Raw genomic sequence first — 24,178 nt, forward strand, 5'->3', positions numbered from 1 at the left:
GGGATGAAATCCGGCTGCGTCGCGACAAGTCCCTCCCTGGGGGGGAGGTTTGGGGTGGAGTCGGGTTTGTAAACGACGCCATCGGCGGCGATAGCGGCCGGCTGGTACGGGGCTGCGGTGCAAATTGATAGACATATCGCTTTGTGATGAGAGATTTTGTTGCAAAAATATCCCTGACGGCACTCTTCGTGCTGGCGATCTTCTCGGCCTCCGCTGCCGAGAAGGTCACTTTTGAAGCCAACTCGCCGTTGATGGTCGCCGTCGGCGAGGCCTTCCGCGTGGAATTCACGCTGAATGCCGAACCCGACGCCGATTCCTTCAAGGCGCCATCGTTCGAAGGTTTCGACGTAATCGCCGGGCCGAGCGTGTCGACCGGTTCGTCGATACAATATATAAACGGTTCGATTTCCAAAAGTTTCAGTTACGGCATCACCTATGTCCTGCTGCCGCAGGCGGCGGGCAACGTGACGATCGGCGCCGCGGAGGCCAAGGTGGACGGTACGGCCTACCGGACCAAGCCGCTGCCGATCGAAATCGTGAACGAGGGCGACGCCTCCCGGGCGCGGCAGCAGCCCCAGGGGCGTACGGGCGGTTCGGGCGATGCGCAGGCCAGCGCGCAGGGGCAGGTCGCCAAGGACGACATCCTGCTTCGGGCCGTGGTTTCACGGTCGTCCGTGTATAAGAACGAGCCGCTGCATGTGGCTTTCAAACTCTATACGCGGGTTCCCTACGTCAATATCGTTCCCGAGTCGGCTCCGTCGTTCAACGGCTTCTGGTCGCAGGACCTCACCGATCCCAATTCGGCCCGCGTGGGGCGCGAGACCTACAACGGAAAGGTGTACGAGACGCGTGTGCTGTACGACTACCTGCTCTATCCGCAGCAGGTCGGCTCGCTCACGATCGACCCCGTGGACATGACCGTCGTGGCGCAGGTCGTGGTGCAGAGCCGCAATGCCGATCCCTTCTTCGGGGGCGGCCGCGAGGTGTTCAACGTGCCGCGCAAGGTGCAGAGCCAGCGGGCCACGGTGACGGTCAAGCCGCTGCCGTCGGGTGCTCCTTCGAGTTTCAGCGGGGCCGTGGGCCGTTTCACGATGGACACCCAGCTGCCTTCGGAGCGCATCGCGGCCAACTCGGGCGCGACCTTTACGGTGAAAATTTCCGGCACGGGCAACCTGACTTTCGTGCAGGCCCCGAAACTGCCGCTTCCGACCTCGTTCGAGCAGTATAACGTCAAGACCACCGAGTCGATCAACACGTCGGCCACGGGCATCTCCGGCTACCGCCAGTTCGAATACCCTTTCATCGCACGTGCCGAGGGCACTTATGACATCGAACCCATCGAGTTCACCTACTTCGACCCCCAGCGGGTGCAGTACGTGACGCTCCGTTCGAAGCCGCTGACGCTCGAAATCACGCCCGATGCCCGCGGCGGAGGCGATGCGGTGGTGATGCAGGGGCGCGGCATGTCGAAGGAAGAGGTGAAGATGCTGGGCCAGGACATCCGCTTCATCAAGCTGGGCGGGGCGCAGCTGCGCTCCGAGCGCGTGCCGTTCATCTTCAGCGCCGCCTACTGGATTCTGCTCCTGGGCGTACTGGTGCTTTTCACGATGATCTACGTGGCGCTGCGCAAGCAGATCCGCGAATCGCAGAACGTCGCCCTGGTGCGCGGCAAGCGGGCCAACAAGGTCGCCGTGCAGCGTTTCCGCGCCGCGAAGAGGTATATGGAGGAGCAGAACCGGCATGCCTTCTACGAGGAGATGCTCCGCGCGCTGTGGGGCTACATGAGCGACAAGTTCAACATTCCGGTGGCCAACCTCACGAAGGAGAACGTCCGCGAGGAGCTGCACAAACGGGGCGTTTCGTCGGAGGATTCTCAGCGGTTCACGGACATCATCACCCAGTGCGACGAGGCGCAGTACTCGCCCGTGGAGACGGCCCGCATGAACGACGTCTATTCCGAAGGCGTGAACCTGATCTCGCGCATCGAATCGGTGATAAAACGATAGTGTTATGAAACGATTGACCCTATTCCTGATCCTGCTGTCCGGCGTTCTCTGCGCACATGCGCAGGAGGGAGCCGACACGCTGGCGCAGCCTGCCGTGACGGCGGCTCCGGAACCTGCGGCCGAGGCGTCGCCCGAGCAGTTGTGGGACCGAGCCAACACGGCCTATATCAACGGCGACTTTCACGCCGCCGCGGAGTTCTACGAGCAGATTCTCGCCCGCGGATTGAGTTCCATGAAACTCTACTACAACCTGGCCAATGCCTATTTCAAGGAGGAGCGGCTGGGCAAGTCGATACTTTTCTACCACCGGGCCTTGCGGCTGGCTCCCGGCAACGACGACATCCGCTATAATTTGAGTGTCGCCGAGGCCCGCACGAAGGACAACATCGAGCAGATACCCGAATTTTTCTTCACCGAATGGATGCGCGGCGTGCGCCGTCTGATGAGCTGTACGGCATGGAGCGTCTTCTCGCTCGCGGCGCTGGTCTGCGCCCTGGCGCTGTTCCTCGCCTACCTGTTGGCACAGCGTTTGTCGTTGCGCAAGACGGGGTTCTACGGAACCCTCGTCGCGGTGGCGGTGTTCATGCTCACGAGCTGGTTCGCCATGGGCGAGCGGCACGAGATGCTTGACGATACGCAAGCCGTCGTGATGTCGCTCTCGACGGCCGTGAAGAGTTCGCCCGACAAGTCGGCGACCGACCTCTTCGTGCTGCACGAGGGGACGCTCGTCGAGATCACCGACCGCCTCGACAACTGGTGCGAGATCACCATTGCCGACGGAAAGAAGGGGTGGCTCGAATGCAAAACCATCGAAACGATCTAAATGTCGAAACTTTTACAGGACGTCGTCGGCGAGCTTTCGAAACTCCCGGGCGTGGGACGCCGCACGGCGTTGCGCCTGGCCATCCACATCCTGCGCATGGAGCGGGATTCGGTGGCCGGGATGACGGAGAGCATCGACCGGTTCCGCAACGAGATCCGCTACTGTTCGCAGTGCAACAACCTCTCCGACGAGGAGGTCTGCCCGATCTGCGCCGACCGGGAACGGGACCATGCGACGATCTGTGTCGTGGAGCAGGTGGCCGACGTGCTGTCGGTCGAGAACACGCGCCAGTACCGGGGCATGTACCACGTGCTGGGCGGCGTCATCTCGCCCATGCAGGGCATCTCGCCCTCGGACCTGAAGATCGACCTGCTGTGCGAGCGGATCGCCCGCGGCGGGGTGAAGGAGGTGATCCTCGCCATCTCGACTTCGGTCGAAGGGGAGACGACGCTTTTCTACCTGATGAACCGCCTGCGGCAGTTTCCGGGGCTGAAAGTTACGTCGATCGCGCGCGGCATCGGTTTCGGCGACGAACTGGAATATGTCGACGAACTGACGATCACCCACGCGCTGATGAACCGCCGGGAGATCGAGTAGCCCGCCCGGCTTAAGAAGCGGGTTTCGGAGGGCGATGAAGCCGGCAAACAGAGACAAGAGGACTTAAACATTATAAGTTATGGATTTTGTAACGAACGAGAAACTCACCATCGTGGGTGCGGCCGGCATGATCGGCTCGAACATGGCCCAGACGGCGCTGATGATGCGCCTGACGCCGAACATTTGCCTTTACGATCCGTATGGACCGGCGCTGGAGGGCGTGGCCGAGGAACTTTACCACTGCGCTTTCGAGGGGGTGAACATCACGTGGACGACCGACATCCGCGAGGCGCTGACCGATGCGGCTTACGTCGTGTCGTCGGGCGGTGCGGCCCGCAAGGCCGGCATGACGCGCGAGGACCTGCTGAAAGGCAACGCCCAGATCGCCGAACAGTTCGGCAAGGACATCAAGTCCTACTGCCCGGACGTGAAGCACGTCGTGGTGGTCTTCAACCCGGCCGATATCACGGGGCTGATCACGCTGATCTATGCGGGGCTGAAACCCTCGCAGGTCTCGACCCTCGCGGCGCTGGACTCCACGCGCCTGCGTTCGGAGCTGGCCAAATACTTCAAAATCTCGCCCGACGAAATCCGCAACTGCCGCACCTACGGCGGCCACGGCGAGCAGATGGCGGTCTTCGCCTCGACGACGCTCGTCGCCGGACGGCCCCTTTCGGAGCTGATCGGCAAGGAGATGCCCGAAGGCGACTGGGCCGATCTGCAGCAGCGGGTGATTCAGGGCGGCAAGCACATCATCGACCTGCGCGGCCGTTCGTCGTTCCAAAGTCCGGCTTATATCTCGATCTCGATGATCGCGGCTGCGATGGGCGGCAAGCCGTTCACCTATCCCGCCGGCGTATTCGTCCACAACGACGAATTCAAACACATCCTGATGGCGATGGAGACCGTCATCACGAAGGAGGGCGTGTCGTATAAGAACGTGCAGGGCACGGCCGCGGAGCACAAGAAGCTCACGGAGAGCTACGAGCATCTCTGCAAACTGCGCGACGAGGTGATTTCGATGGGCATTCTGCCTCCCGTCGACGAGTGGGGCCGTCTGAATCCGCACCTGCGTTAAGCGGCGGGGAACCGCCGAAGCAAAAAGGACCGGCTCGACAGCCGGTCCTTTTCAATTTTGTCTGCGGAAGTCCACGGGGAGCCTGATTTCCACGGGAACCTTTCGTCCGTCCGACTCTCCCGGTTCCCAGCGCGGGGAACTTTTCAGCACCCGGACCGTCACGGTTTTGCCTGGAACACGGCGCGCAGTTCGCCGTCGCTCAACAGCAGCAGCATCGGGCCGTCCATGTCGTAATGGGTCACCGACTCGAGCATTTTGGTGAAGGCGTCCTCCTGCTCCATGCCCGGGCAGGCCATCATCGTCGAGGCGAGGGGGCCTATTTTCAGCGTGCGTTTCCCGTCGGTCTTGTACGTGCCCATCAGGCGGTTGCAGGCCCCGACGCCCGTCAGGCGGTTGCCCTCGGTCAGCAGCGTGACGGTGAATTTGCCCTCTTCGGGTTTGACCGCCTTGCCGCCGAGCTGGATCAGCTGCCACTCGGTCCCCGCCAGCGGGCGGCGGGTCTTTTTCTGGTAGGAGCGGCAGTTGCAGCATCCGGCCATAAAGGCCGCAGCGACAGCGACTATCGCAATTTTGAGTAAAATCTTCATTGTTTTTCCATTTATATCATACGGCAAATATAGGGAATAAATCGTACCTTTGGTGTCGTAACGACGCTTTTAGCTGTCGGGAGCCCAGATTGGATCCGATCCCCGGCAATCGGGTTTCGCTCTTGGAGCCTGGCTTATAGCCGGGTGACGCCGCAGGCGGCAATGACAACGTTCTAAAGCGACTGTTACATCGAAGTGTGAATTTGCAAATGATTAAAAAACGTTCCTTATGAAAACCATTATCGCTTCACCCCATGCGCCCAAGGCCGTGGGTCCCTATTCGCAGGCCGTCGGGGCCGGCGGTGCGCTCTATGTTTCGGGACAGCTTCCGATCGACGCCGCATCCGGAAAAATGGCCGAAGGCATCGAGGCCCAGACGCGCCGGTCGCTCACGAACCTCGGTCATATCCTCCGTGAAGCCGGGTACGATTATTCCGACGTGGTGAAAACCACGGTCCTGTTGCAGTCGATCGGCGATTTTGCCGCCATGAATGCTGTCTATGCGGAGTTCTTCACCTCGGAGATGCCGGCGCGCATGTGCTATGAGGTCGCGGCGCTGCCGATGGGCGCGCTGGTCGAAATCGACGCCGTGGCGGTGAAATAACTACCGCCTTCGGTCCGAAGACGCGCCCCGGGTCTCTGGGGCGTGCCTTTTGTCCTTTTGTAGATATTTTGTGGATAAGTTTGGTTCTTCATGCTGGCTTTTTATCCGGAAAAGCCGCAATTTTGTAGAACCGGGTTTTGCCCGCCGTGACGCCTGAAATCTGAAAATATAGAAATAATAGCCTGAAAATAGTTATGTCAAAAGCCACCAAAGCCGACACGCCGCAGAAAGTCAATTACAACGATGCGGTTGCCGAGTCGAAGAAGTATTTCGACGGGGACGACCTCGCCGCCACGGTGTGGGTCAGCAAGTACGCCCTCAAGGATTCTTTCGGAAACATCTACGAACGATCGCCGCGCGAGATGCACGAGCGCATCGCTTCCGAAATCGAACGCATCGAGCAAAAATACCCGAACCCGCTTCCGAAGGAGGAGGTTTTCGCGTTGCTCGACCATTTCCGTTACGTCATTCCGCAGGGCGGCCCGATGACCGGCATCGGCAATAATTTCCAGGTGGCGTCGCTGTCGAACTGCTTCGTCATCGGCCATAAGAATCCCGCCGATTCCTACGGCGGCATCTTCCGCATGGACGAGGAGCAGGTTCAGCTGATGAAACGCCGCGGCGGCGTGGGTCACGACCTTTCGCACATCCGGCCCACGGGCAGCCCGGTGCTGAACTCGGCTCTCACGTCGACGGGTATCGTGCCCTTCATGGAGCGTTACTCGAACTCGACGCGCGAGGTGGCGCAGGACGGGCGGCGCGGCGCGCTGATGCTGTCGCTGTCGATCAGGCACCCCGACGCCGAGCGGTTCATCGACGCCAAGGTCGACACGGGCAAGGTGACGGGTGCCAACGTCTCGATCAAGATCGACGACGATTTCATGCGTGCGGCCCTCGCCGGGAAGAAATACCACCAGCAGTTCCCGATCAAGTCGGACAATCCCAAATACGAGCAGGACATCGACGCCCGGAAACTTTGGGAGAAAATCATCCACAACGCCTGGAAGTCTGCCGAACCGGGCGTGCTGTTCTGGGATACGATCATCCGCGAGAGCATTCCCGACTGCTATGCCGACGAGGGTTTCGTGACGGTTTCGACCAATCCCTGCGGCGAGATTCCGCTCTGCCCCTACGATTCGTGCCGCCTGCTGGCGATGAATCTGTTGAGCTATGTGGACAACCCGTTCAAGGCCGATGCGAAGTTCAATTTCGACAAGTTCAGGGACCATGTCTACAAGGCGATGCACATGATGGACGACATCATCGACCTCGAACTGGAGAAGGTCGAGCTGATCATCGAGAAGATCGCCGCCGACCCCGAAGACATGGACGTGCGCCGCGTGGAGCTGGAACTGTGGAAGAAGATCCGCGAAATGGCGCGTAAGGGCCGCCGTACGGGCCTGGGCATCACGGCCGAGGGCGACATGCTCGCCGCACTGGGCCTGCGTTACGGTACGCAGGAGGCGATCGACTTCGCCGTCGAGGTGCAGAAGTGCCTCGCCCTGGCGGCTTACGGCGCTTCGGTGAAGATGGCCGCTGAGCGCGGTGCCTTCCCGGTTTACGACGCTGCGAAGGAGGCGAACAACCCGATGATCGCCCGCATCCGTGAGGCCGATCCGGCGCTCTACGAGGAGATGACGAAGGTGGGCCGCCGCAACATCGCCATGCTGACCATCGCGCCCACGGGCACCACGTCGCTCATGTCGCAGACCACCTCGGGCATCGAGCCGGTGTTCCGCACCGTCTACAAGCGCCGCCGCAAGATCAATCCTTCGGACGTGGACACCCACGTCGATTACGAGGACGAAACGGGCGAAAAGTTCCAGGAGTATAACGTCTACCACCACAATTTCGTCAAGTGGTTGGAGGCCAACGGATACGACACTTCGAAGCTGGCGACGATCTCCGATGCCGAATTGGACGAGTGGGTCGCCGCGTCGCCCTATCACGGCGCCACGGCCAATGACATCGATTGGGTGGCCAAGGTCAAGATGCAGGGAGCCATCCAGAAGTGGGTCGATCACTCGATCTCGGTGACGGTGAACCTGCCGAACAACGTCTCGGAGGCGCTGGTGGCCGATGTTTACCGCACGGCCTGGGAGTGCGGCTGCAAGGGTGTCACGGTCTACCGCGACGGCTGTCGCGACGGCGTGCTGCTGGAGAAGAACGCCAGGAGCAGGAAGAAGTGCGAGGAGCATCCCGGCGAGGCGCCGAAGCGTCCCAAGTCGATTCCGGCGGACATCGTGCGGTTCAAGAACGGCACGGAGGACTGGATCGCTTTCGTGGGTCTGCAGGACGGGCGTCCCTACGAGGTCTTCACGGGTAAGATCGAGGAGGATGCCATGTTCATTCCCCCGAAGATCAAGAAGGGCTTCATCATCAAGGTCCGCGAGGCGGACGGCACGAAACGCTACGATTTCCAGTACACCGACCGTTACGGCTACACGAACACCATCGGCGGCATTTCGCGCCTGTTCAACGAGGAGTTCTGGAACTACGCCAAACTCATTTCGGGCGTGCTGCGCCACGGCATGCCGATCGAGAAGACCGTGTCGCTGATCGAGTCCCTGCACCTGGACAGCGAGTCGATCAACACGTGGAAGACCGGCGTGTGCCGTGCGCTGAAACAGTATATCGTCGACGGCACGAAATCCAAGGGCAAATGTCCGAGCTGCGGACAGGAGAATATGGCCTATCAGAACGGCTGCCTGACCTGCATGTCGTGCGGCTATTCCAAATGCGGATGATGTCCGTTTTTACCTGATTTGTGTTCTAAAAAGCCCCGATGTTCAGACATTTGGGGCTTTTTTGGCTCCAAAGGTTTCTTTTTTCTGTTTTTTCGACCGGATTTGAATGGTTTTTGTGAAAAAATGCTTACTTTTACGACAAGTATGTGAGACGTATTAAAGATGAACATTATGAGAAAAATTTTCTTGACTTTTGTGCTCGTGGCTTTCGCCTCCGCCGCATTTGCCGATGGAACGCCGAAGAAACCGAGCGTTGCCGGATTCGTGTCGAACGGATTCTGGGATAATTGGGAGATTTCGGCCGGTTTCGGAACCGGCACAGCCTTCTCTAACGGCGGTAATATCGGCTCTTGGGGTGACCGCTTCGGCTTCGAGGGCAACCTGTCGGTAACGAAATGGATGCATCCGATCGTTGGTATCCGTGCCCAGTTGCAGGGCGGATGGTTCAATAACTTCGACTCCGAACTGGGTAAGATGACGTGGCCGTACATGTTCGGGCATGTGGATTTCATGCTTAACGCATCGAACTGGATCGGCGGTTACCGCGCCGACCGTGCGTGGTATGCCGTGCCGTTCGCCGGTTTCGGTTACATGGCTTCGAACTTCACGGACCGCAGCCAGCGTGAGAACGCATCCGGTTCGCGCCAGGAGTTCGCCTTCACGGCGGGTCTGCTCAGCAAGTTCCGCCTGTCGCCGGCCTTCGATTTCAATATCGAACTCAAGGGGTTGCTCACCAAGTCGAGCATTTGTCCCGCGAAGATGAACGGCTCTTACCTGGCCGGGCTCACCGCTACGGCGGGTATCACCTACCGCTTCAACCAGCGTGGCTGGGAGCGCGGCGTTCCGGGCTATACGGCCGACGACATCCGCGCTTTCCAGAATGCAGTGGCTGCGGGCAATTCCGCCCTCGAAGCCGCCCGGTCGGAGAATGCGGACCTGGCCAACAAGCTGAAGGCTGCGCAGGCCGAGGCCGAAGCCGCTAAAGCTGCCGCCGCCGCTGCCGCTGCCAAGGCTGCCGCAGAAGCCGCTGCCGCACAGAAGGTGAACACCCTCAGCCCGACTTCGATCATCTTCTACGATTACAGCATGTCGAAGCTGACGCCGAAGGAGAAGACCCGCCTCGAACTGATGGCCGACCTGATCAAGAGCGGTCCGAAAGACCGGGTCTACAAGATCGAGGGCCATGCCGACCAGCAGACGGGTACGGCCGCAGGCAACAAGCGCGTTGCCGAGAACCGTGCCAAGAGCGTTTACGACTTCCTCGTAAAATGCGGTGTGAACCCCAAACAGCTGACCTACGAAGGCAAGGGCAACGCAGCCAACGTTTACGAGAACAACCAGAAGGCCAACCGCGCCGTGATCATCAAATAAGGCCGGGCCGTATTGGGGAGGGGCCGTGAATGAGGCCTTTCCGTCACAACGAAAAAAGATGCTCCGTTACGGGCATCTTTTTTCATGTATATATTTATAAGGTATGCTTTTTGGCCGAACCCGGACTTACCGGATGATGACGGCGTTGACGAGGCGTACGCCCGAACGGCGGTTTATCTCCTCCTTGAGCGCCTCGCGCTGGTAGAAAAGTTCCGAGCGCAGGACGCTCGACTGAATGCGTACGTAAAGGATGTGCTTTTCGAGCCGCAATTCGGTGGTGACCTCCGCGGCGCGGTCGCCGACGATCTCGCGCCATGTATCCGGCAGCTTGCCTTCGGCGACTTTCGCGGCGATATAGGGGCGTTTGAAAAACTCCTCCAGCAAGTCGCCCATCAGCATGGTTTTGGTCCGTCTCATGGCTGTTCGTCGGTTGATTCCGGGCGTAGGGATTGTTCTTTTTCTGCATTTGCCGCTGCGTCTTTCGCTGCGTTTTCCGTTGCCTTCTCCGAGCCTTCCGCCGCGTTCCGCTCCTGCGTTACGGCACCTTCGGCGACTGAAAAGAGCGTGTAGTCGCCGCCCGCCTTGTCGAGAATCCGTTTCAGACGTGTCGGGTTGCAGTCGGTGATCAGAATTTGCCCGAAGGTGTCGTCCGAAACCAGACGGATCAGCTGTTCGACCCGCCCGGCGTCGAGTTTGTCGAACAGGTCGTCCAGCAGCAGGATCGGGCGTTCGCCCTTCGCTTGGGCGACGACGGCGTACTGCGCCAGTTTGAGGGCGATCAGGAAGGATTTCTGCTGCCCCTGCGACCCGTATTTGCGCAGAGGATATCCCCCGATTTTCAGCACCAGGTCGTCGCGGTGAATGCCTGCCGTCGTGAATTCGTTGACGATGTCCTTCTGCCGCGCGTCGAGCAGAATTTCCTCGAACGGACGGTCGTTCAGCTCCGATTTGTAGTGCAGCTCGACCTGCTCCCTATCGCCCGAAAGGATGCGGTAATAGGCCGCGGTCACCGGTTGCAGCCGCTCGGCGAACTCCTGCCGCCGGGCGTGGATGGCCTTGCCGTGTTCGCACAGCTGCATGTCGTAGATTTGGAGCATGGTTTCGTCGGGCCGTGTTTTCAGCAGGCGGTTGCGCTCGGCCAGCACGGCGTTGTAGCGCATCACCGAGCCGAGGTAGGCGCGGTCCAGCTGCGAAATGAAGGCGTTGAGATAGCGTCGGCGCTCGTCGGCGGCGTCCGAGATCAGCGCGCTGTCGGCCGGCGACACGATCACCGCGGGAATCAGCCCCACGTGGTCCGAAAGCCGTTCGTACTCCTTGCCGTTGCGCTTGAGCACCTTGCCGCCCTTGCGCGAGAAACTGCACACGATGGTTTCCCGCCTGCCCGCATCGCTCGCGTAAGTCCCTTCGACGAGGAAGAAGTCGGCGCCGTGGCGGATGCTCTGCCCGTCGGTCATCTGCAGCGACGACTTGCACATCGACAGGTAGTAAACGGCGTCCACGACGTTGGTTTTGCCCGCGCCGTTGTCGCCCACCAGGCAGTTGATGCCGGGGCACAGCACGAGTTCCTCCTGGGGGATGTTTTTGAAATTCAGCAGTGCTATTTTCTTCAGATGCATAGGACAAAAATACAAAAAATCCGGACACGACATTGCACATTGTGAATAGTTTTGTATCTTTGCAGACTATCGTACGAATTATAAACTAATAACACAACAAGCAATATGGCAAAGCAGAACGTCGCCGAGCAGGAAACCCTCGGCGAAGCAATGAACAAAACGGAGTTGTTTTTCGAGAGGAACGGCCGGATGATGTCCTACGTTTTCCTCGGCCTGCTCGTCCTCGCAGCCCTCGTTTTCGGTTACCGCTCGCTGATCCTCCAGCCCCGCGCCACGAAGGCCGCCGAGATGATCGCCGAGGCGCAGAACCGTTTCGAAGGCGAGAATCCCGATTTCGAGACGGCGCTGCTGGGCGACGACAACGGGGCCGGTTTCCTCGACGTGATCGAGAAGTACGGCTCGACGCCTTCGGGCAACCTCGCCAAGCACTATGCTGGCATCTGCTACCTGCGTACGGGCGATCTGGAGAACGCCGCCAAATACCTGGCGAAGTTCTCGCAGCTGAAAGGCATCCCCGGAGAGCTGATCAACGCCCAGAACTACGGTCTGCAGGGTGACATCGCCGTCGAGCAGCAGGACTACGCCAAGGCGGTGAAGTTCTACGAGAAGGCCGTGAAGGCCGCCGACAACAACCTGACGGCTCCGATGTACCTGCGCAAGGCAGGTCTTGCGGAGCAGGCCCAGGGCAATGAGCAGAAAGCCGCGGCTTTCTATGAAGAGATCATGACCTCGTATCCCGCCTCGATGGAGGCCCGCGATGCGGAGAAGCTGCTCGGCAGCGTAAAATAACGGAGGACGATGGCGACCAAGAATCACAACCTTTCCAAATTCGACTCACCCCTGCCTTCGGCCGCGGATATGCGGTTCGGTATCGTCGTGGCCGAGTGGAACCGCGAGGTCACCGAGGCCCTGCTGGAGGGAGCCGTGCGTACGTTGCGTGCCGCCGGGTGCCCCGATATGAATATCCAGGTCAAGTATGTCCCGGGCACGTTCGAACTTTCGCTCGGCGCGCAGTTCTTCGCGGAGTATACCGACGTGGACGCCGTCATCGCTCTCGGATGCGTTATCCAGGGCGACACGCGCCACTTCGATTTCATCTGCCAGGGCGTGACGCAGGGCATCACGCAGCTGCAAATCCAGTGGAACATGCCTATCGCCTTCGGCGTGCTGACGGTCAACGACATGCAGCAGGCCCTCGACCGCTGCGGCGGCCGCCACGGCAACAAGGGCGACGAGGCTGCGGCCACGGCCATCAACATGGTGAAGTTGCAGATCGACATGGAGGCGGCTTCGCCCGACCACGAACCCGACCGGCGCAATATCAACTGATTGCCTAAAGCGGCGATCTTCCGCACATCCTTATAAACGGGGCGGATGGAATGTACTTCGGTACTGTCCATCCGCCCCGTTCTTTTGCGATGCCCGGCGTCCGTTCGCCAGACCTGTTTCCGCCGTTCGGCCGGACTTATTCAGCGGCCGCCGCTCCGACGGGCCATTTGGCTTTTCCGAGCGTGATGCGCTCCGAATAACGGCGTCCGAAGCGGTCCGTGGCGACTACTTCGATCGTCTGTGCCGACGCCGAAGGACACGCTTTGAAATAGAAATCCGAGACGCGGGAATGCTGCGATTTGGCGAGTTTCCGCCCGGCTGTTTTCAGCGAATCGAGATGTGCCGCATAGTCGGGATCGGCGATCTGGATGCGCTGCATCGCGCCGCGGTAACGGCCGTCCTCGTACCAGACGACGGTCCAGTAGGGATCCCAGTTCCAGACTTTGGCCACGACGCTCCGTGGAAACGCTTCCACCCGTCCGGGCTGCCATATCCGCAGCTGCCGTACGGACGGGGAGCCGAGGCTTCGGTACTCCCACGAGAATTCTCCGCCGCATTCGCGGAAGAGCTGGTAGCCTTTGGGCGTGCCGTCCTTGTTGACCGGGTCGTACCACAGGTTCCCGCAGATCTGGGCTACGTTGTGCTCCATGACCCCTTCGCGGATGTCGTAGTTCGAGTTGACGTGCGTGTGCCCCGAGATGAAATGCAGTTCGTGGCCGGCGAAGGCGTCCATCAGCCTGGCGGCCGACTCCATGACCTGATTCCCCTTCCAGGCCTTCATGGCCGGGGCGTGCATGGCCACGCAGACGCGCGACCCGGCGGGCAGCCGCCGGGCGTATTCCGCGGCCCAGGCCAGTTGCAGCGAGTCGATCTGCTCGTCGTATTTTTTTGCACCGTGGTAGACGATGTCGTCGAGCACGATATAGTGGGTGCGGCCCATGTCGAAGGCGTAGTAGGTGGGGCCGAAGTGGTTCCGGTAGTTCTCCGTGGCCTCCCGGTCGGTGTATTTTTTCAGGTCGTGGTCGTGGTTGCCGATCACGCCGTAGACCGGGATTCCGAGCGATGCGAACTGCGTTTTCACGCGGGTGAACAGTTCCGGGGAGTCCCAGACGATGTCACCGAGCAGGATGGCGGCCTGTTGCACGCCCTGCGCTTTTCCCGCGGCGGCCGCACGTTGCAGTTCGGGGATGATCTCGGTTCGGAGCCGTTCGAAATGCGTTTCGGTTTTGGGTTGCGGGTCGGCTATCGCCAGCAGTTCGTACACTTCGCCGGTTGCGGGCCACGGCTGCAGACAGAAGTCGTAACGCTTCGTGGCGGGGACGTAGGGACGGTAGAATTGCGGTACGCCTCCTTCCGTGGGTGCGATGTATCCGGATGGGGTCACCACGCTGATGAACAGCGCGTCGTCGTTGGTGTCGAGGGTGAATTCCCCCGCTGCGTCGCTTCGGGCGAAGGAATAACCGTCCGTGACGGTGATGCCTTCCAGCGGTTTTCCGCCGCATTTTACAGTGCCCCGGATCGGGCGTGCCGCGGCTGAAGCGCAGAGGCCCCAGCAGAGGAACAGCAAAAGAACAAATCGTTTCATGGTTCGGTAGGTTTTGGGTTTCGTTCCGATCGGTGCCGGCCGCTAAAAGAGGCCCAGGTTATCCAGGAAGATCAGCAGCAGCACCGCCGGGCAGACGTAGCGCACGAGGAAGATGAACACCCCGTAGATACGGAATTTCAGCGTGCCGTTGTTGCTGATCTCGGCCTTGAGTATTTTCGGGTCGAGGCGCCAGCCGACGAAAATGCAGGTGAAAAATCCGCCGGCGGGGAGCAGGATGTTGGCCGTGAGGTAGTCGAGCGAGTCGAAGATCGTGAGTCCGAAGATGTTCCATCCCTTCAGGAGGCCCAGCGACAGCGACGCCACGGCGGCCAGCGCCATACAGGCTCCGGTCGTCGACCATGCGGCGGCCCGGCGGCTCATGTGCCACTCCTCGTGCATATAGGCCGTGATGACTTCGTGTAAGGAGATGGTCGAGGTGAGCGCCGCAACGACCAGCAACAGAAAGAATACCGACGACCAGACCATGCTCAGCGGCATCGAGTTGAAGATGCCCGGCAGGGTGATGAACACGAGCGACGGTCCCGACGAGGGTTCGATGCCCACGCTGAACACCGCCGGGAAGATCACCACGCCGGCCAGCACGGCTACCAGCGTGTCGAGGATCGTGACGTTGAGCGCCGTGTGGCGCAGGTTGGTGTCGGGGTTGAAATAGGAGGCGTAGGTGACCATCGTGCCGATGCCGATGGAGAGCGAGAAGAAGGCCTGTCCCAGCGCCACGAGGACCGTCGAGGGCGTCACCTTCGAGAAATCGGGTCTGAACAGGAACCGAAGCCCTTCTTCGCCGCCGGGCATCAGCAGCGAGTGGATCGACAGCGCGATCAGGATGACGAACAGCAGGGGCATCAGCACCTTTGCCGAGCGTTCGATGCCTTTCTGCACGCCCATCGCGATGACGAAGTGCGTGGCCAGCACGAACAGCGCGGTGTAGAGCACGGGCCGCCACGGGTTCTGGATGAAATTCTCGAAAACACTCTTGTATTCGTCGGGGGCGGAGAGTTCGGCGAGGCTTCCCGTCACGGAGTGGACCATGTATTCGGCGGTCCATCCCGACACCACGAAGTAGAAGCCCAGGATCAGGAAGGCCGCCACGACGCCGTTGTAGCCCAGGAAACTCCACCTGGGGTCGAGCGCCCGGTAGGCTCCCACGGCGTTGCGGTGCGAGGCGCGTCCGACCGAGAATTCGGCCACCATGATCGGCAGTCCCAGTAACAGGACGCAGAGGATGTAGATTACCAGGAAGGCGCCGCCGCCGTTGTCTCCGGCGACATAGGGGAACCGCCAGATATTTCCCAGTCCCACGGAACTTCCCGCCGCGACGAGCACGGCGCTCAATTTGCCGCCCAGCGTTGCGCGGCCGTGTGAATGATGCATATATCGGTCCTATTTGAAAAACCTGCGCGCACGCAGCTGCGTGCGCGCAGGTTTCTATTTCTCCAGTACGACGCTCACCTTCTCCAGTTTGCCGCCGAGCGGGGGTGCCAGTTTCGAGACGGTGCATTTTACGTGCCGGACCTGCCGGAAGGAGGCGTAGACCGCCTCGATGATGTTCATCGCCACGCGTTCTATCGTGCGCTGGGTTATGCGCATCTGAAGCGAGACGACCTCGTAGACCGTGAGGTAGTTGACCGCCTGTTCGACGCTGTCCTCGGCGGCCGCGTCGCCCAGGCAGGCCGTGATCTCCAGGTCGACCGTGAAGCGGTTGCCGACCTTCCGTTCGAGTTCGTAGCAGCCGTGCAGCGCCCGGAACTCCATGCGCTGGAGAACGATCCGGTATTCCATCCTATTCGGCGATCACGAGGTAGTAGTTCTTCTTGCCGCGCTGCACGAGCAGGTATTTGCCCGCGATCAGGTCCGCGTCGGTCACCGGGCGCATCGCGTCGGCCACCTTCTCCTTGTTGAGCGACACGCCGCCGCCCTGCACCAGCTTGCGGCACTCGCCTTTCGAGGCGAAGATGCCGCTTTTCTCGGCGCAGAGGTCCACGAACGGGACGCCGGCCGCGAGTTCCGCGCGGGCCACGCGGTACTGGGGTACACCTTCGAACACCTGCAGCAGGGTCTGCTCGTCGAGGCGGTGCAAAGCCTCCGACGTGGCGCCGCCGAAGAGGATGGCCGAGGCCTCGACGGCCTTTTCGTACTCTTCGCGCGAGTGGATCATGCAGGTGATCTCCTCGGCCAGCCGCTTCTGCAATACGCGCAGGTGGGGAGCCGCGTCGTGCTCGGCGATGAGCGCGTCGATGGTCTGGCGGTCGAGCAGCGTGAAGATCTTGATATAACGTTTGGCGTCGTCGTCGCTGACGTTGAGCCAGAACTGGTAGAACTTGTAGGGCGAGGTGTAACGCGGGTCGAGCCATACGTTGCCGCTCTCGGTCTTGCCGAATTTCGTGCCGTCGGCCTTGGTGATCAGCGGGCAGGTGATGCCGAAGGCCTCGGCCTCCGCGCCCAGCTTGCGGCGGATCAGCTCCGTGCCGGTGGTGATGTTGCCCCACTGGTCGGCGCCTCCGAGCTGGATTTTGCAGTTCATCGTCTCGTAGAGGTGCAGGAAGTCGTAGCCCTGAACCAGCTGGTAGGTGAACTCGGTGAACGACATGCCGTCGCCCTCGCCGCTGAAACGTTTCTTCACGGAATCTTTGGCCATCATGTAGTTGACGGTGATGCACTTGCCGATGTCGCGGATGAAATCGAGGAACGTGAACTCCTTCATCCAGTCGTAGTTGTTGACCAGCGTGGCGGCGTTCGGGGCGTCGGAGTCGAAGTCGAGCAGTTTGGCCAGCTGGCGTTTGATCGCCTCCTGGTTGTGGCGCAGGGTCTTTTCGTCGAGCAGGTTGCGTTCCTGCGATTTGCCCGAGGGATCGCCGATCATGCCCGTCGCACCGCCCACGAGGGCCAGCGGACGGTGGCCGCACATCTGGAAGTGCTTGAGGATCATCACGCCCACCAGGTGGCCGATATGCAGCGAGTCGGCCGTGGGGTCGATACCCAGGTAAGCCGTCGTCAGTTCTTTTTCGAGTTGTTCCTTCGCGCCGGGCATGATCGTGTGGATCATGCCGCGCCATTCGAGTTCTTCGATGAAATTTGTCATATTACTGTTTAGTATTTGTTCTAATTGTTTACCGGTTTGCAAATCCGGCGGTCGTTGTCGCGGCGTTTCGCCGCGTTTGCAAGTTTGACCCCACCCCAAACACCTCCCTTGGGAGGGGCTTGCCGCATCGCGCAACAGATGTCGCCCGATTTGCGGAGTTTTTACAATGCGCTCTATTCCACTTCCAGATCCAATGCCTGGCGAAGTTCCGCGATCAGCGGATTTTTCTCCGTCATGTGTTTCACCCGGTCTTCGAGTTTGATCGGCCGTGCGGCCCGGATCTCCTCGTTGACGACCACTTCCAGTTCGATCGCTCCCGTGATGCCCGCCAGTTCGGCGATGCGCATCAGCATCCCCGTCTTGCTGCGGAGTATCTCTTCGCGCAGTTCGCTCGTCGGCACGCTCAACGAGATCGTGTTGCCCTGCACCCTCATCAGCTCGAAGGCCGGGACGAACCGCGGACGCCGTTCCCGGATGAGGTTCAGGATCTTTTCCCGGGCGCATTCCAGTTTCCGTTCGCACTCGGGGTCGATCGCCGCGACTTCCGGTTGGGCTGTTTCCTCCTCGGAAGGCTCCTCGTCCGGATCGCTGCCCGCCGAGGCGAGCAGTTCCGAGAGGGAGGTTCCCGAGATCAGCGGTCTCCGCACGGGCTGGGGCGCGGGTTTCGGCGCTTCGGGCCGTGTGGCCGGAGCGGGAGCGGGTCCCGGGGCGGTTGCGGGCTGCACCGGCGTTTCCGGCCGGGGTGCGGCCGGCTGTGGAGCCGGGGCGGGAACCGGTTGTGCGGCCGGTCCGGGCTGAACCGCTACGGGTTGCTGCGGAGCCGCCGGAACGGGACTCGGAACGGGTCGGGTCGCCGGGTCGGACTGCGGTTGTGCCGCAGGCGGCGCCGTGACGGCCGCGGCCGCCGTACGGGGCGTCAGTTCGGGAAGCGGATACTCCCCGGAAGCTGTCAGGGTGTCATTTTTTTTTTGACCGAGTCCGGCGATTTTCATCAGACCCAACTCGACGAGCAACCGCTGGTTCGACGATTGCCGGATCTTCCCGTCAAGTTCCGTCAGGCAGGAGATGGCTCCGAACAGGAACTCGACACTGCAGGCGCCCGCCTGCGTCCGGTATCGTTCGAGCAGCGTTCCGGTCATTTCGATCAGCCGCAGCGTGTCGGGCTGCTTGGCCATCAGCAAGTCCCTCATGTGCCGGTTCATGCCGGCCATGAAGGTCTGGCCCGAGAAGCCTTTCGACAGCACCGTGTCGAAGGTCACCAGCACGTCGACGTAGTTGCCCGCGAGGAGCATCTCCGTAACGCCGAAATAGGTGTCGTAGTCCAGCACGTTGAGCGTCTGGGCCACGTTGCGGTAGTCGAGCGCCGTGCCGCAGAACGACACGGCCTTGTCGAACATCGACAGTGCGTCGCGCATGCCGCCGTCGGCCTTCTGCGCGATGAGGTTCAGCGACTCTTCGTCGGCCGTGACGCCCTCCTCGGAGGCGATGTATTTGAGGTATTCGACCGAGTCTTCGACGCGGATGCGGTTGAAATCGTAGATCTGGCAGCGCGAGAGGATCGTGGGGATGATCTTGTGCTTTTCGGTGGTCGCCAGGATGAAGACGGCGTGTGCGGGCGGCTCCTCGAGGGTCTTGAGGAAGGCGTTGAAGGCCGCGGCCGAAAGCATGTGGACCTCGTCGATGATGAACACCGAGTAGCGGCCCACCTGCGGAATGATGCGCACCTGCTCGATCAGCGTGCGGATGTCCTCCACCGAATTGTTCGACGCGGCGTCCAGCTCGTGGATGTTGAGCGAGCGCCCCTCGTTGAACGAGCGGCACGATTCGCACTCGTTGCACGCCTCGGCGCCGTCGGGTGCGAGGCAGTTGATGGCCTTGGCGAAGATGCGGGCGCAGGTGGTCTTGCCTACGCCGCGGGGACCGCAGAAGAGGTAGGCGTGGGCCAGCTGGCCGCGCTCGATGGCGTTCTGGAGCGTCGAGGTGATATGTTTCTGCCCGACGACCGAATGGAAGGTCGCGGGGCGGTATTTGCGTGCGCTGACGATGAAATCACTCATAGTGTTGCAAAGATAAGAAGAATTAAGTGAAAATTGAAAATAATTCTGCTTCCGGTCATTTTGTCCCGGCATGGCAGTCTTCGGATGACAATTTGTGACAAAAAGTGACAACGTGTCGTATATTCCGGGTTGGCAGGGGTTTTGCGGATAAGAGGATCGAAACGGATTGAAAAACAAAACTGAAACACTATGAATATCAACACTCTTACCATCAAAGCGCAGGAGGCGCTGCAAGCGGCGCTCTCGCTGGCGCGGGAGCGGGGACAGCAGGCTGTCGAACCGCTCCACCTGCTCGCGGTGCTGATCCGCGAGGATGATTCGCTCTCGACGTTCCTGCTGGGGCGCGTGGGCGTGAACGTACGTTCGCTGCGCGACGAGGCCGGGCGGGCCGTGGCGTCGCTGCCGCGCGTCGAAGGCGGCGGCGAGCAGTTCTTTGCACAGGAGACCTCGAAGGCGATCCAGCGGGCCGTGGACTTCACGAAGAATTTCGGCGACAAATACGCTTCCGTCGAGCACCTGCTGCTGGCCCTCGTGACCGAGCGCGGGCAGGCCGCCGACATCCTCAAGCGCAGCGGCGCGACGGAAAAGGAGTTGATCGAGGCGATCCGCACCTTCCGCAAGGGCGCGACGGTCGATTCGCAGACCTCCGAGCAGCAGTTCGATGCGCTGGGTAAATACGCCATCAACCTGAACGAACAGGCCCGGAGCGGCAAACTCGACCCGGTCATCGGGCGTGACGAGGAGATCCGCCGTGTGCTGCAAATCCTCTCGCGGCGCACGAAGAACAACCCGATTCTCGTGGGTGAGGCCGGCGTCGGCAAAACGGCCATCGCCGAGGGTATCGCCCGGCGTATCATCGACGGCGACGTGCCCGAGAACCTGAAATCGAAGATCATCTACTCGCTGGACATGGGTGCGCTGATCGCGGGCGCCAAGTACCAGGGCGAGTTCGAGGAGCGTCTGAAAGCCGTCGTGCAGGAGGTTACGGCCAGCGAAGGCGAAATCCTGCTTTTCATCGACGAAATCCACACGCTGGTCGGTGCCGGCAAGTCGTCGGGTGCGATGGATGCCGCCAACATCCTCAAACCGGCCCTTGCGCGGGGCGAGCTGCGGACCATCGGCGCCACGACGCTCGACGAGTTCCAGAAATACTTCGAGCAGGACAAGGCCCTCGAACGCCGTTTCCAGAAGGTGATGGTCGACGAGCCTTCGCAGGAGGACGCCATCTCGATCCTCCGCGGCCTGAAGGAGCGTTACGAGAACCACCACCAGGTGCGGATCAAGGACGAGGCCATCGTGGCCGCCGTCGAGCTTTCGACGCGTTACATCACCTCGCGGTTCCTGCCCGACAAGGCCATCGACCTGGTCGACGAGGCCGCCTCGCGGCTGCGTCTGGAGATGAACTCCGTACCCGAGGAGATCGACACGCTCGACCGCCGGGTGCGTCAGCTCGAAATCGAACGCGAGGCCATCCGCCGCGAGAAGGACAAGGAGCGCGTCGAGCACCTTACGAAGGAGATCGAGGAGCTGAAAGCCCGTGACGCCGAGATGCGTGCCAAGTGGCAGGGCCAGCGCGATCTGCTCAAAAAGATTCAGGCGAACAAGGACAGGATCGAGAATCTGAAGATCGAGGCCCAGCAGGCCGAACGGCAGGGCGACTACGGCAAGGTGGCCGAAATCCGCTACGGCAAGATCCAGGAGGCCGAGAAGGAGATCGCCGCTTTCCAGGAGGAGTACCGCCTCGCCTCGGCCAACGGTTCGATGATCAAGGAGGAGGTCGATGCGCAGGACGTCGCCGAGGTGGTGTCGCGCTGGACGGGGATTCCCGTGACGCGGATGCTGGCCTCGGAGCGTGAGAAACTGCTCCACATGGAGGACGAACTGCACAAGCGCGTCATCGGGCAGGAGCAGGCCATCGCGGCCATCTCCGACGCCGTGCGGCGTTCGCGCGCCGGGCTGAACGATCCCCGCAAGCCGATCGGTTCGTTCATCTTCCTCGGCACGACGGGCGTCGGCAAGACCGAGCTGGCCAAGGCGCTGGCGGAGTTCCTGTTCAACGACGACCAGATGATGACGCGTATCGACATGAGCGAATACCAGGAGCGGCACGCCGTGTCGCGTCTCGTCGGGGCGCCTCCGGGATACGTCGGTTACGACGAGGGCGGCCAATTGACCGAGGCCGTGCGGCGCAAGCCCTATTCCGTGGTGCTGCTCGACGAGATCGAGAAGGCGCACCCCGACGTCTTCAACATCCTGTTGCAGGTGCTCGACGACGGCCGGCTGACCGACAACAAGGGCCGTACGGTGGATTTCCGCAACACCATCATCATCATGACTTCGAACATGGGGTCGCAGGTGATCCAGGAAAATTTCGCCGAGGCCTTCGACGGCAAGAAACTGCCCGAAGAGGTTGTCGAAAAGACCCGACTGGCCGTGATCGACCTGCTGAAACAGCAGCTCAAGCCGGAGTTCCTGAACCGTATCGACGAGATCGTGATGTTCGAGCCGCTGACGCACAAGGACATCGAACGCATCGTCGACATCCAGCTGGGTATCGTGCGCAGGATGCTTTCGGAGAACGGTATCCGGCTGGAGTACAGCGACAAGGCGCGCGAATGGATCGCTTCGGCGGGTTACGATCCGCTCTACGGCGCGCGTCCCGTGAAGCGTGTCATCCAGCGCTATGTGGTCAACGACCTTTCGAAGCGGATTCTCGCCGGCGAGGTCGACCGCTCGAAGCCGATCTCGATCGACGCCGGGAAAGACTCGCTGACGTTCTCGAACTGACGCCGCCCGGCAGAGTGAAAAAGGGTTCCGATGATTCGGAACCCTTTTTCGTTTACCGGACGTATTTGCTGAAAAACTTCCACAGCTCCTCGCCCGTGTCTACGCCCGTCTCTTTCCAGGAGTGCTTTCCGCCGACGGTTTCGTAGAGCCAGACTTCGTTTCCGTCTGTGCCGTCCGTGTAGCGGTGGGCGATGACCTGCAGGCCGCCGGGGCGGGAGGGCAGGGTGTCGACCTGCTCTGCGAGGCATTTGTTCTTGGCGGCCCAGTAGCCGACCGCGGTCGGGACGGAGACATAGGCGCCCCAGCCCCCTTCGTTCCCGAGATCACCCTCCCAGCGGGTCGTCCGGTCCTCGGTCCCGTGGATTTCGAACAGCGGAATCGGACGCGGATTGCGGTCCGAGCGTAGGATTTCGACGGACATGAACCCGGCGACCGGCCCGAGGGCCGCATAGACCTCCGGACAGCGCGAGGCCAGCAGGTAGCACATGTCCCCGCCGTTCGACATGCCCGTGCAGAAGACGTTGCGACGGCTCAAACGGTGCTCCTTCGCAAGGTGCCGGATCAGTTCGGTGAGGAACCGCACGTCGTCGACGGCCATGTCGGCCTGAAAGGGGTAGCCCACGTTCCAGCACGTCTTGCCCCGGCCGTCGCGTTCGCCCTGCGGGTAGCAGACGGCGAAACCGTGGCGGTCGGCGACCTCGTTCATGCCGAAACTCTCCGGCCGGGCCTGCCCGCCGTAGCCGTGGAGGACGATGACCAGCGGCGCCCCGGCCGGCAGTCCTTCGGGCAGGTGGAGGCGGTACGTGCGGTCGATGCCGCCCGACCGGAACGTGTGGCCGGTGGTCTGCGCGCGGCAGGTTCCCGCTGCGAAAAGCAGCAGGCAGCAGAGGTTTTGAAGGATGTATTTCATGGTTGCAGGTATTTAGAGTCCTTTGCGGGCGAGGCGCCAGGCCAGCGCGTTGTAAAGCCGGATCACGGGGCCGCGCCAGCCGGCGGGCAGGGCGTTCAGGGCGCGGACCTTGTGCAGCGTGCGGCGGTAGGTCCGTGTCCAGGCGAAGAACCGGGCGGCGCGGGCGGCCTCCTTCGTGCCGCCTTTGGCGCTGATTATGAGCGCTTTTCCCAACGCTGCGCGGGCCACGAACTCCCGGTCCTCCTCGGGGGCCTGGGGGTCGTACAGCTCCTCGAACGAATGGACGGTCTGCTCGGGGGTGTAGTTCGCTGCCGAGCGGTTCGAGGCCACCCGCGAGTAACGGACCAGCCGTTCGGGCGAGAAGCAGACTTCGTAGCGGCGGGCGATCCGGATCCACATGTAGAGGTCTTCGGCGATCTTCATGCCGACGGGAAACAGCCCCACGTTGTCGAACACGCGCCGCGGGATGCAGCTTGCCGACGGGATGGCGATGTAGCGGTGGGCCGATTCGCGGAAAAAATTCGCCACGATGCCCCGTTCGGAGGGTGTCGGGGCCGGATAGGTCCCGTCGTGGCTTATTATTGAAAAGGCCGTGCAATAGAGTCCGCATCCGGGAAACTCGCGGATCATGGCGGCGATTTCGGCCAGAAACCCCGGCTCCCAGGCATCGTCGGCGTCCAGCAGGGCGATGTATTCGCCCGTCGACTCCTCGATGCCGCGGTTGCGCGCGGCGCAGACCCCGGCGTTGGGCTGCCGGACGAGCCGCACCAGCGGCGATCGGATCGCACGCACGGCCTCCGCGCCGCCGTCGGTCGATCCGTCGTCCACGACGATGATCTCCTGCGGGAGGCGGGTCTGCGCCAGTGCAGAGCGCACGGCCGCGCCGATTTCCCGCTGCTTGTTGTAGAGGGGTATGACGACCGAAATGGTGGGTTCTGACATCTGTTCTGCCGGGTTTTGTTGCGAAGATATTGATCTTTT

The 24,178-nt window shown here is 61.3% G+C and carries 20 protein-coding genes; 10 read left to right on the plus strand and 10 right to left on the minus strand.

Annotated elements, in window-relative coordinates; genetic code table 11:
* Nucleotides 1-146: 146 nt before the first annotated feature.
* The 4 genes from ACGHP5_RS08875 to ACGHP5_RS08890 all read left to right on the plus strand — a co-directional run bounded on the left by ACGHP5_RS08875 (nucleotide 147) and on the right by ACGHP5_RS08890 (nucleotide 4,504).
* On the plus strand, nucleotides 147-2,006 hold the full coding sequence (locus ACGHP5_RS08875; protein ID WP_295903831.1) for a BatD family protein: 1,860 nt from the start codon (nucleotides 147-149) through the stop codon (nucleotides 2,004-2,006).
* 4 nt (nucleotides 2,007-2,010) lie between these two features.
* Complete coding sequence (locus tag ACGHP5_RS08880) at nucleotides 2,011-2,829, plus strand: tetratricopeptide repeat protein (RefSeq protein ID WP_295903828.1); 819 nt, start codon at nucleotides 2,011-2,013, stop codon at nucleotides 2,827-2,829.
* Nucleotides 2,830-3,426: a recombination mediator RecR gene (recR, locus tag ACGHP5_RS08885; RefSeq protein ID WP_290532724.1), complete on the plus strand. Its 597-nt coding sequence runs from the start codon at nucleotides 2,830-2,832 to the stop codon at nucleotides 3,424-3,426.
* A 79-nt stretch (nucleotides 3,427-3,505) separates the two neighbouring features.
* On the plus strand, nucleotides 3,506-4,504 hold the full coding sequence (locus tag ACGHP5_RS08890) for a malate dehydrogenase (protein WP_290532725.1): 999 nt from the start codon (nucleotides 3,506-3,508) through the stop codon (nucleotides 4,502-4,504).
* 158 nt (nucleotides 4,505-4,662) lie between these two features.
* Here ACGHP5_RS08890 and ACGHP5_RS08895 read toward each other — a convergent pair whose 3' ends face one another.
* Nucleotides 4,663-5,091 (minus strand): META domain-containing protein, encoded by a 429-nt coding sequence (locus ACGHP5_RS08895; protein ID WP_290532726.1) that lies wholly within the window; start codon nucleotides 5,089-5,091, stop codon nucleotides 4,663-4,665.
* A 229-nt stretch (nucleotides 5,092-5,320) separates the two neighbouring features.
* On the opposite strand from ACGHP5_RS08895, the gene ACGHP5_RS08900 reads away from it, so the two are divergent.
* The 3 genes from ACGHP5_RS08900 (at nucleotide 5,321) to ACGHP5_RS08910 (ending at nucleotide 9,813) form a co-directional block, all read left to right on the plus strand.
* The gene (locus ACGHP5_RS08900; protein ID WP_290532727.1) at nucleotides 5,321-5,695 is read left to right on the plus strand and encodes a RidA family protein; all 375 of its coding nucleotides are present in this window, start codon (nucleotides 5,321-5,323) and stop codon (nucleotides 5,693-5,695) included.
* A gap of 194 nt (nucleotides 5,696-5,889) precedes the next feature.
* Nucleotides 5,890-8,442, plus strand: coding sequence for an adenosylcobalamin-dependent ribonucleoside-diphosphate reductase (locus ACGHP5_RS08905; RefSeq protein ID WP_290532728.1), 2,553 nt, complete (start codon nucleotides 5,890-5,892; stop codon nucleotides 8,440-8,442).
* Nucleotides 8,443-8,613: 171 nt separating this feature from the next.
* Complete coding sequence (locus ACGHP5_RS08910) at nucleotides 8,614-9,813, plus strand: OmpA family protein (RefSeq protein WP_290532729.1); 1,200 nt, start codon at nucleotides 8,614-8,616, stop codon at nucleotides 9,811-9,813.
* A gap of 126 nt (nucleotides 9,814-9,939) precedes the next feature.
* Here the strand turns inward: ACGHP5_RS08910 and ACGHP5_RS08915 are convergent, their stop codons facing one another.
* The gene (locus ACGHP5_RS08915; protein ID WP_337656704.1) at nucleotides 9,940-10,212 is read right to left on the minus strand and encodes a DUF721 domain-containing protein; all 273 of its coding nucleotides are present in this window, start codon (nucleotides 10,210-10,212) and stop codon (nucleotides 9,940-9,942) included.
* Between the two features lie 14 nt (nucleotides 10,213-10,226).
* Entirely contained in the window at nucleotides 10,227-11,429 is a 1,203-nt protein-coding gene (recF, locus tag ACGHP5_RS08920; RefSeq protein ID WP_390566292.1) for a DNA replication/repair protein RecF, read from the minus strand.
* Nucleotides 11,430-11,534: 105 nt separating this feature from the next.
* On the opposite strand from recF, the gene ACGHP5_RS08925 reads away from it, so the two are divergent.
* Together ACGHP5_RS08925 and ribH are read left to right on the plus strand one after the other, a co-directional pair.
* Nucleotides 11,535-12,218, plus strand: a complete 684-nt coding sequence (locus tag ACGHP5_RS08925; protein WP_295903809.1) for a tol-pal system YbgF family protein — start codon at nucleotides 11,535-11,537, stop codon at nucleotides 12,216-12,218.
* 9 nt (nucleotides 12,219-12,227) lie between these two features.
* Nucleotides 12,228-12,758 carry a 6,7-dimethyl-8-ribityllumazine synthase gene (gene ribH / locus ACGHP5_RS08930; RefSeq protein WP_290532733.1) on the plus strand — a complete coding sequence of 177 codons (531 nt, stop codon included), beginning with the start codon at nucleotides 12,228-12,230 and terminating at the stop codon, nucleotides 12,756-12,758.
* Between the two features lie 136 nt (nucleotides 12,759-12,894).
* Here ribH and ACGHP5_RS08935 read toward each other — a convergent pair whose 3' ends face one another.
* The 5 genes from ACGHP5_RS08935 to dnaX all read right to left on the minus strand — a co-directional run bounded on the left by ACGHP5_RS08935 (nucleotide 12,895) and on the right by dnaX (nucleotide 19,500).
* On the minus strand, nucleotides 12,895-14,343 hold the full coding sequence (locus tag ACGHP5_RS08935) for a calcineurin-like phosphoesterase C-terminal domain-containing protein (RefSeq protein ID WP_390566294.1): 1,449 nt from the start codon (nucleotides 14,341-14,343) through the stop codon (nucleotides 12,895-12,897).
* 42 nt (nucleotides 14,344-14,385) lie between these two features.
* Nucleotides 14,386-15,735, minus strand: a complete 1,350-nt coding sequence (locus tag ACGHP5_RS08940) for a sodium-dependent transporter (protein WP_337656695.1) — start codon at nucleotides 15,733-15,735, stop codon at nucleotides 14,386-14,388.
* A 54-nt stretch (nucleotides 15,736-15,789) separates the two neighbouring features.
* Nucleotides 15,790-16,143, minus strand: coding sequence for a dihydroneopterin aldolase (folB, locus tag ACGHP5_RS08945; RefSeq protein WP_290532736.1), 354 nt, complete (start codon nucleotides 16,141-16,143; stop codon nucleotides 15,790-15,792).
* A 1-nt stretch (nucleotide 16,144) separates the two neighbouring features.
* Nucleotides 16,145-17,443, minus strand: a complete 1,299-nt coding sequence (gene tyrS, locus ACGHP5_RS08950) for a tyrosine--tRNA ligase (protein ID WP_290532737.1) — start codon at nucleotides 17,441-17,443, stop codon at nucleotides 16,145-16,147.
* Nucleotides 17,444-17,616: 173 nt separating this feature from the next.
* Complete coding sequence (gene dnaX / locus ACGHP5_RS08955; protein WP_337773414.1) at nucleotides 17,617-19,500, minus strand: DNA polymerase III subunit gamma/tau; 1,884 nt, start codon at nucleotides 19,498-19,500, stop codon at nucleotides 17,617-17,619.
* 189 nt (nucleotides 19,501-19,689) lie between these two features.
* On the opposite strand from dnaX, the gene clpB reads away from it, so the two are divergent.
* Nucleotides 19,690-22,287 carry an ATP-dependent chaperone ClpB gene (gene clpB, locus ACGHP5_RS08960; RefSeq protein ID WP_390566297.1) on the plus strand — a complete coding sequence of 866 codons (2,598 nt, stop codon included), beginning with the start codon at nucleotides 19,690-19,692 and terminating at the stop codon, nucleotides 22,285-22,287.
* 52 nt (nucleotides 22,288-22,339) lie between these two features.
* On the opposite strand, the gene ACGHP5_RS08965 is transcribed toward clpB, so the two are convergent.
* Nucleotides 22,340-23,197, minus strand: a complete 858-nt coding sequence (locus ACGHP5_RS08965; RefSeq protein WP_290532740.1) for a PHB depolymerase family esterase — start codon at nucleotides 23,195-23,197, stop codon at nucleotides 22,340-22,342.
* Between the two features lie 12 nt (nucleotides 23,198-23,209).
* Complete coding sequence (locus ACGHP5_RS08970; RefSeq protein ID WP_337756605.1) at nucleotides 23,210-24,139, minus strand: glycosyltransferase family A protein; 930 nt, start codon at nucleotides 24,137-24,139, stop codon at nucleotides 23,210-23,212.
* Nucleotides 24,140-24,178 lie beyond the last annotated feature (39 nt).

Source organism: Alistipes sp. i18-0019-D1 (assembly GCF_042852885.1).
Lineage (GTDB): Bacteria > Bacteroidota > Bacteroidia > Bacteroidales > Rikenellaceae > Alistipes.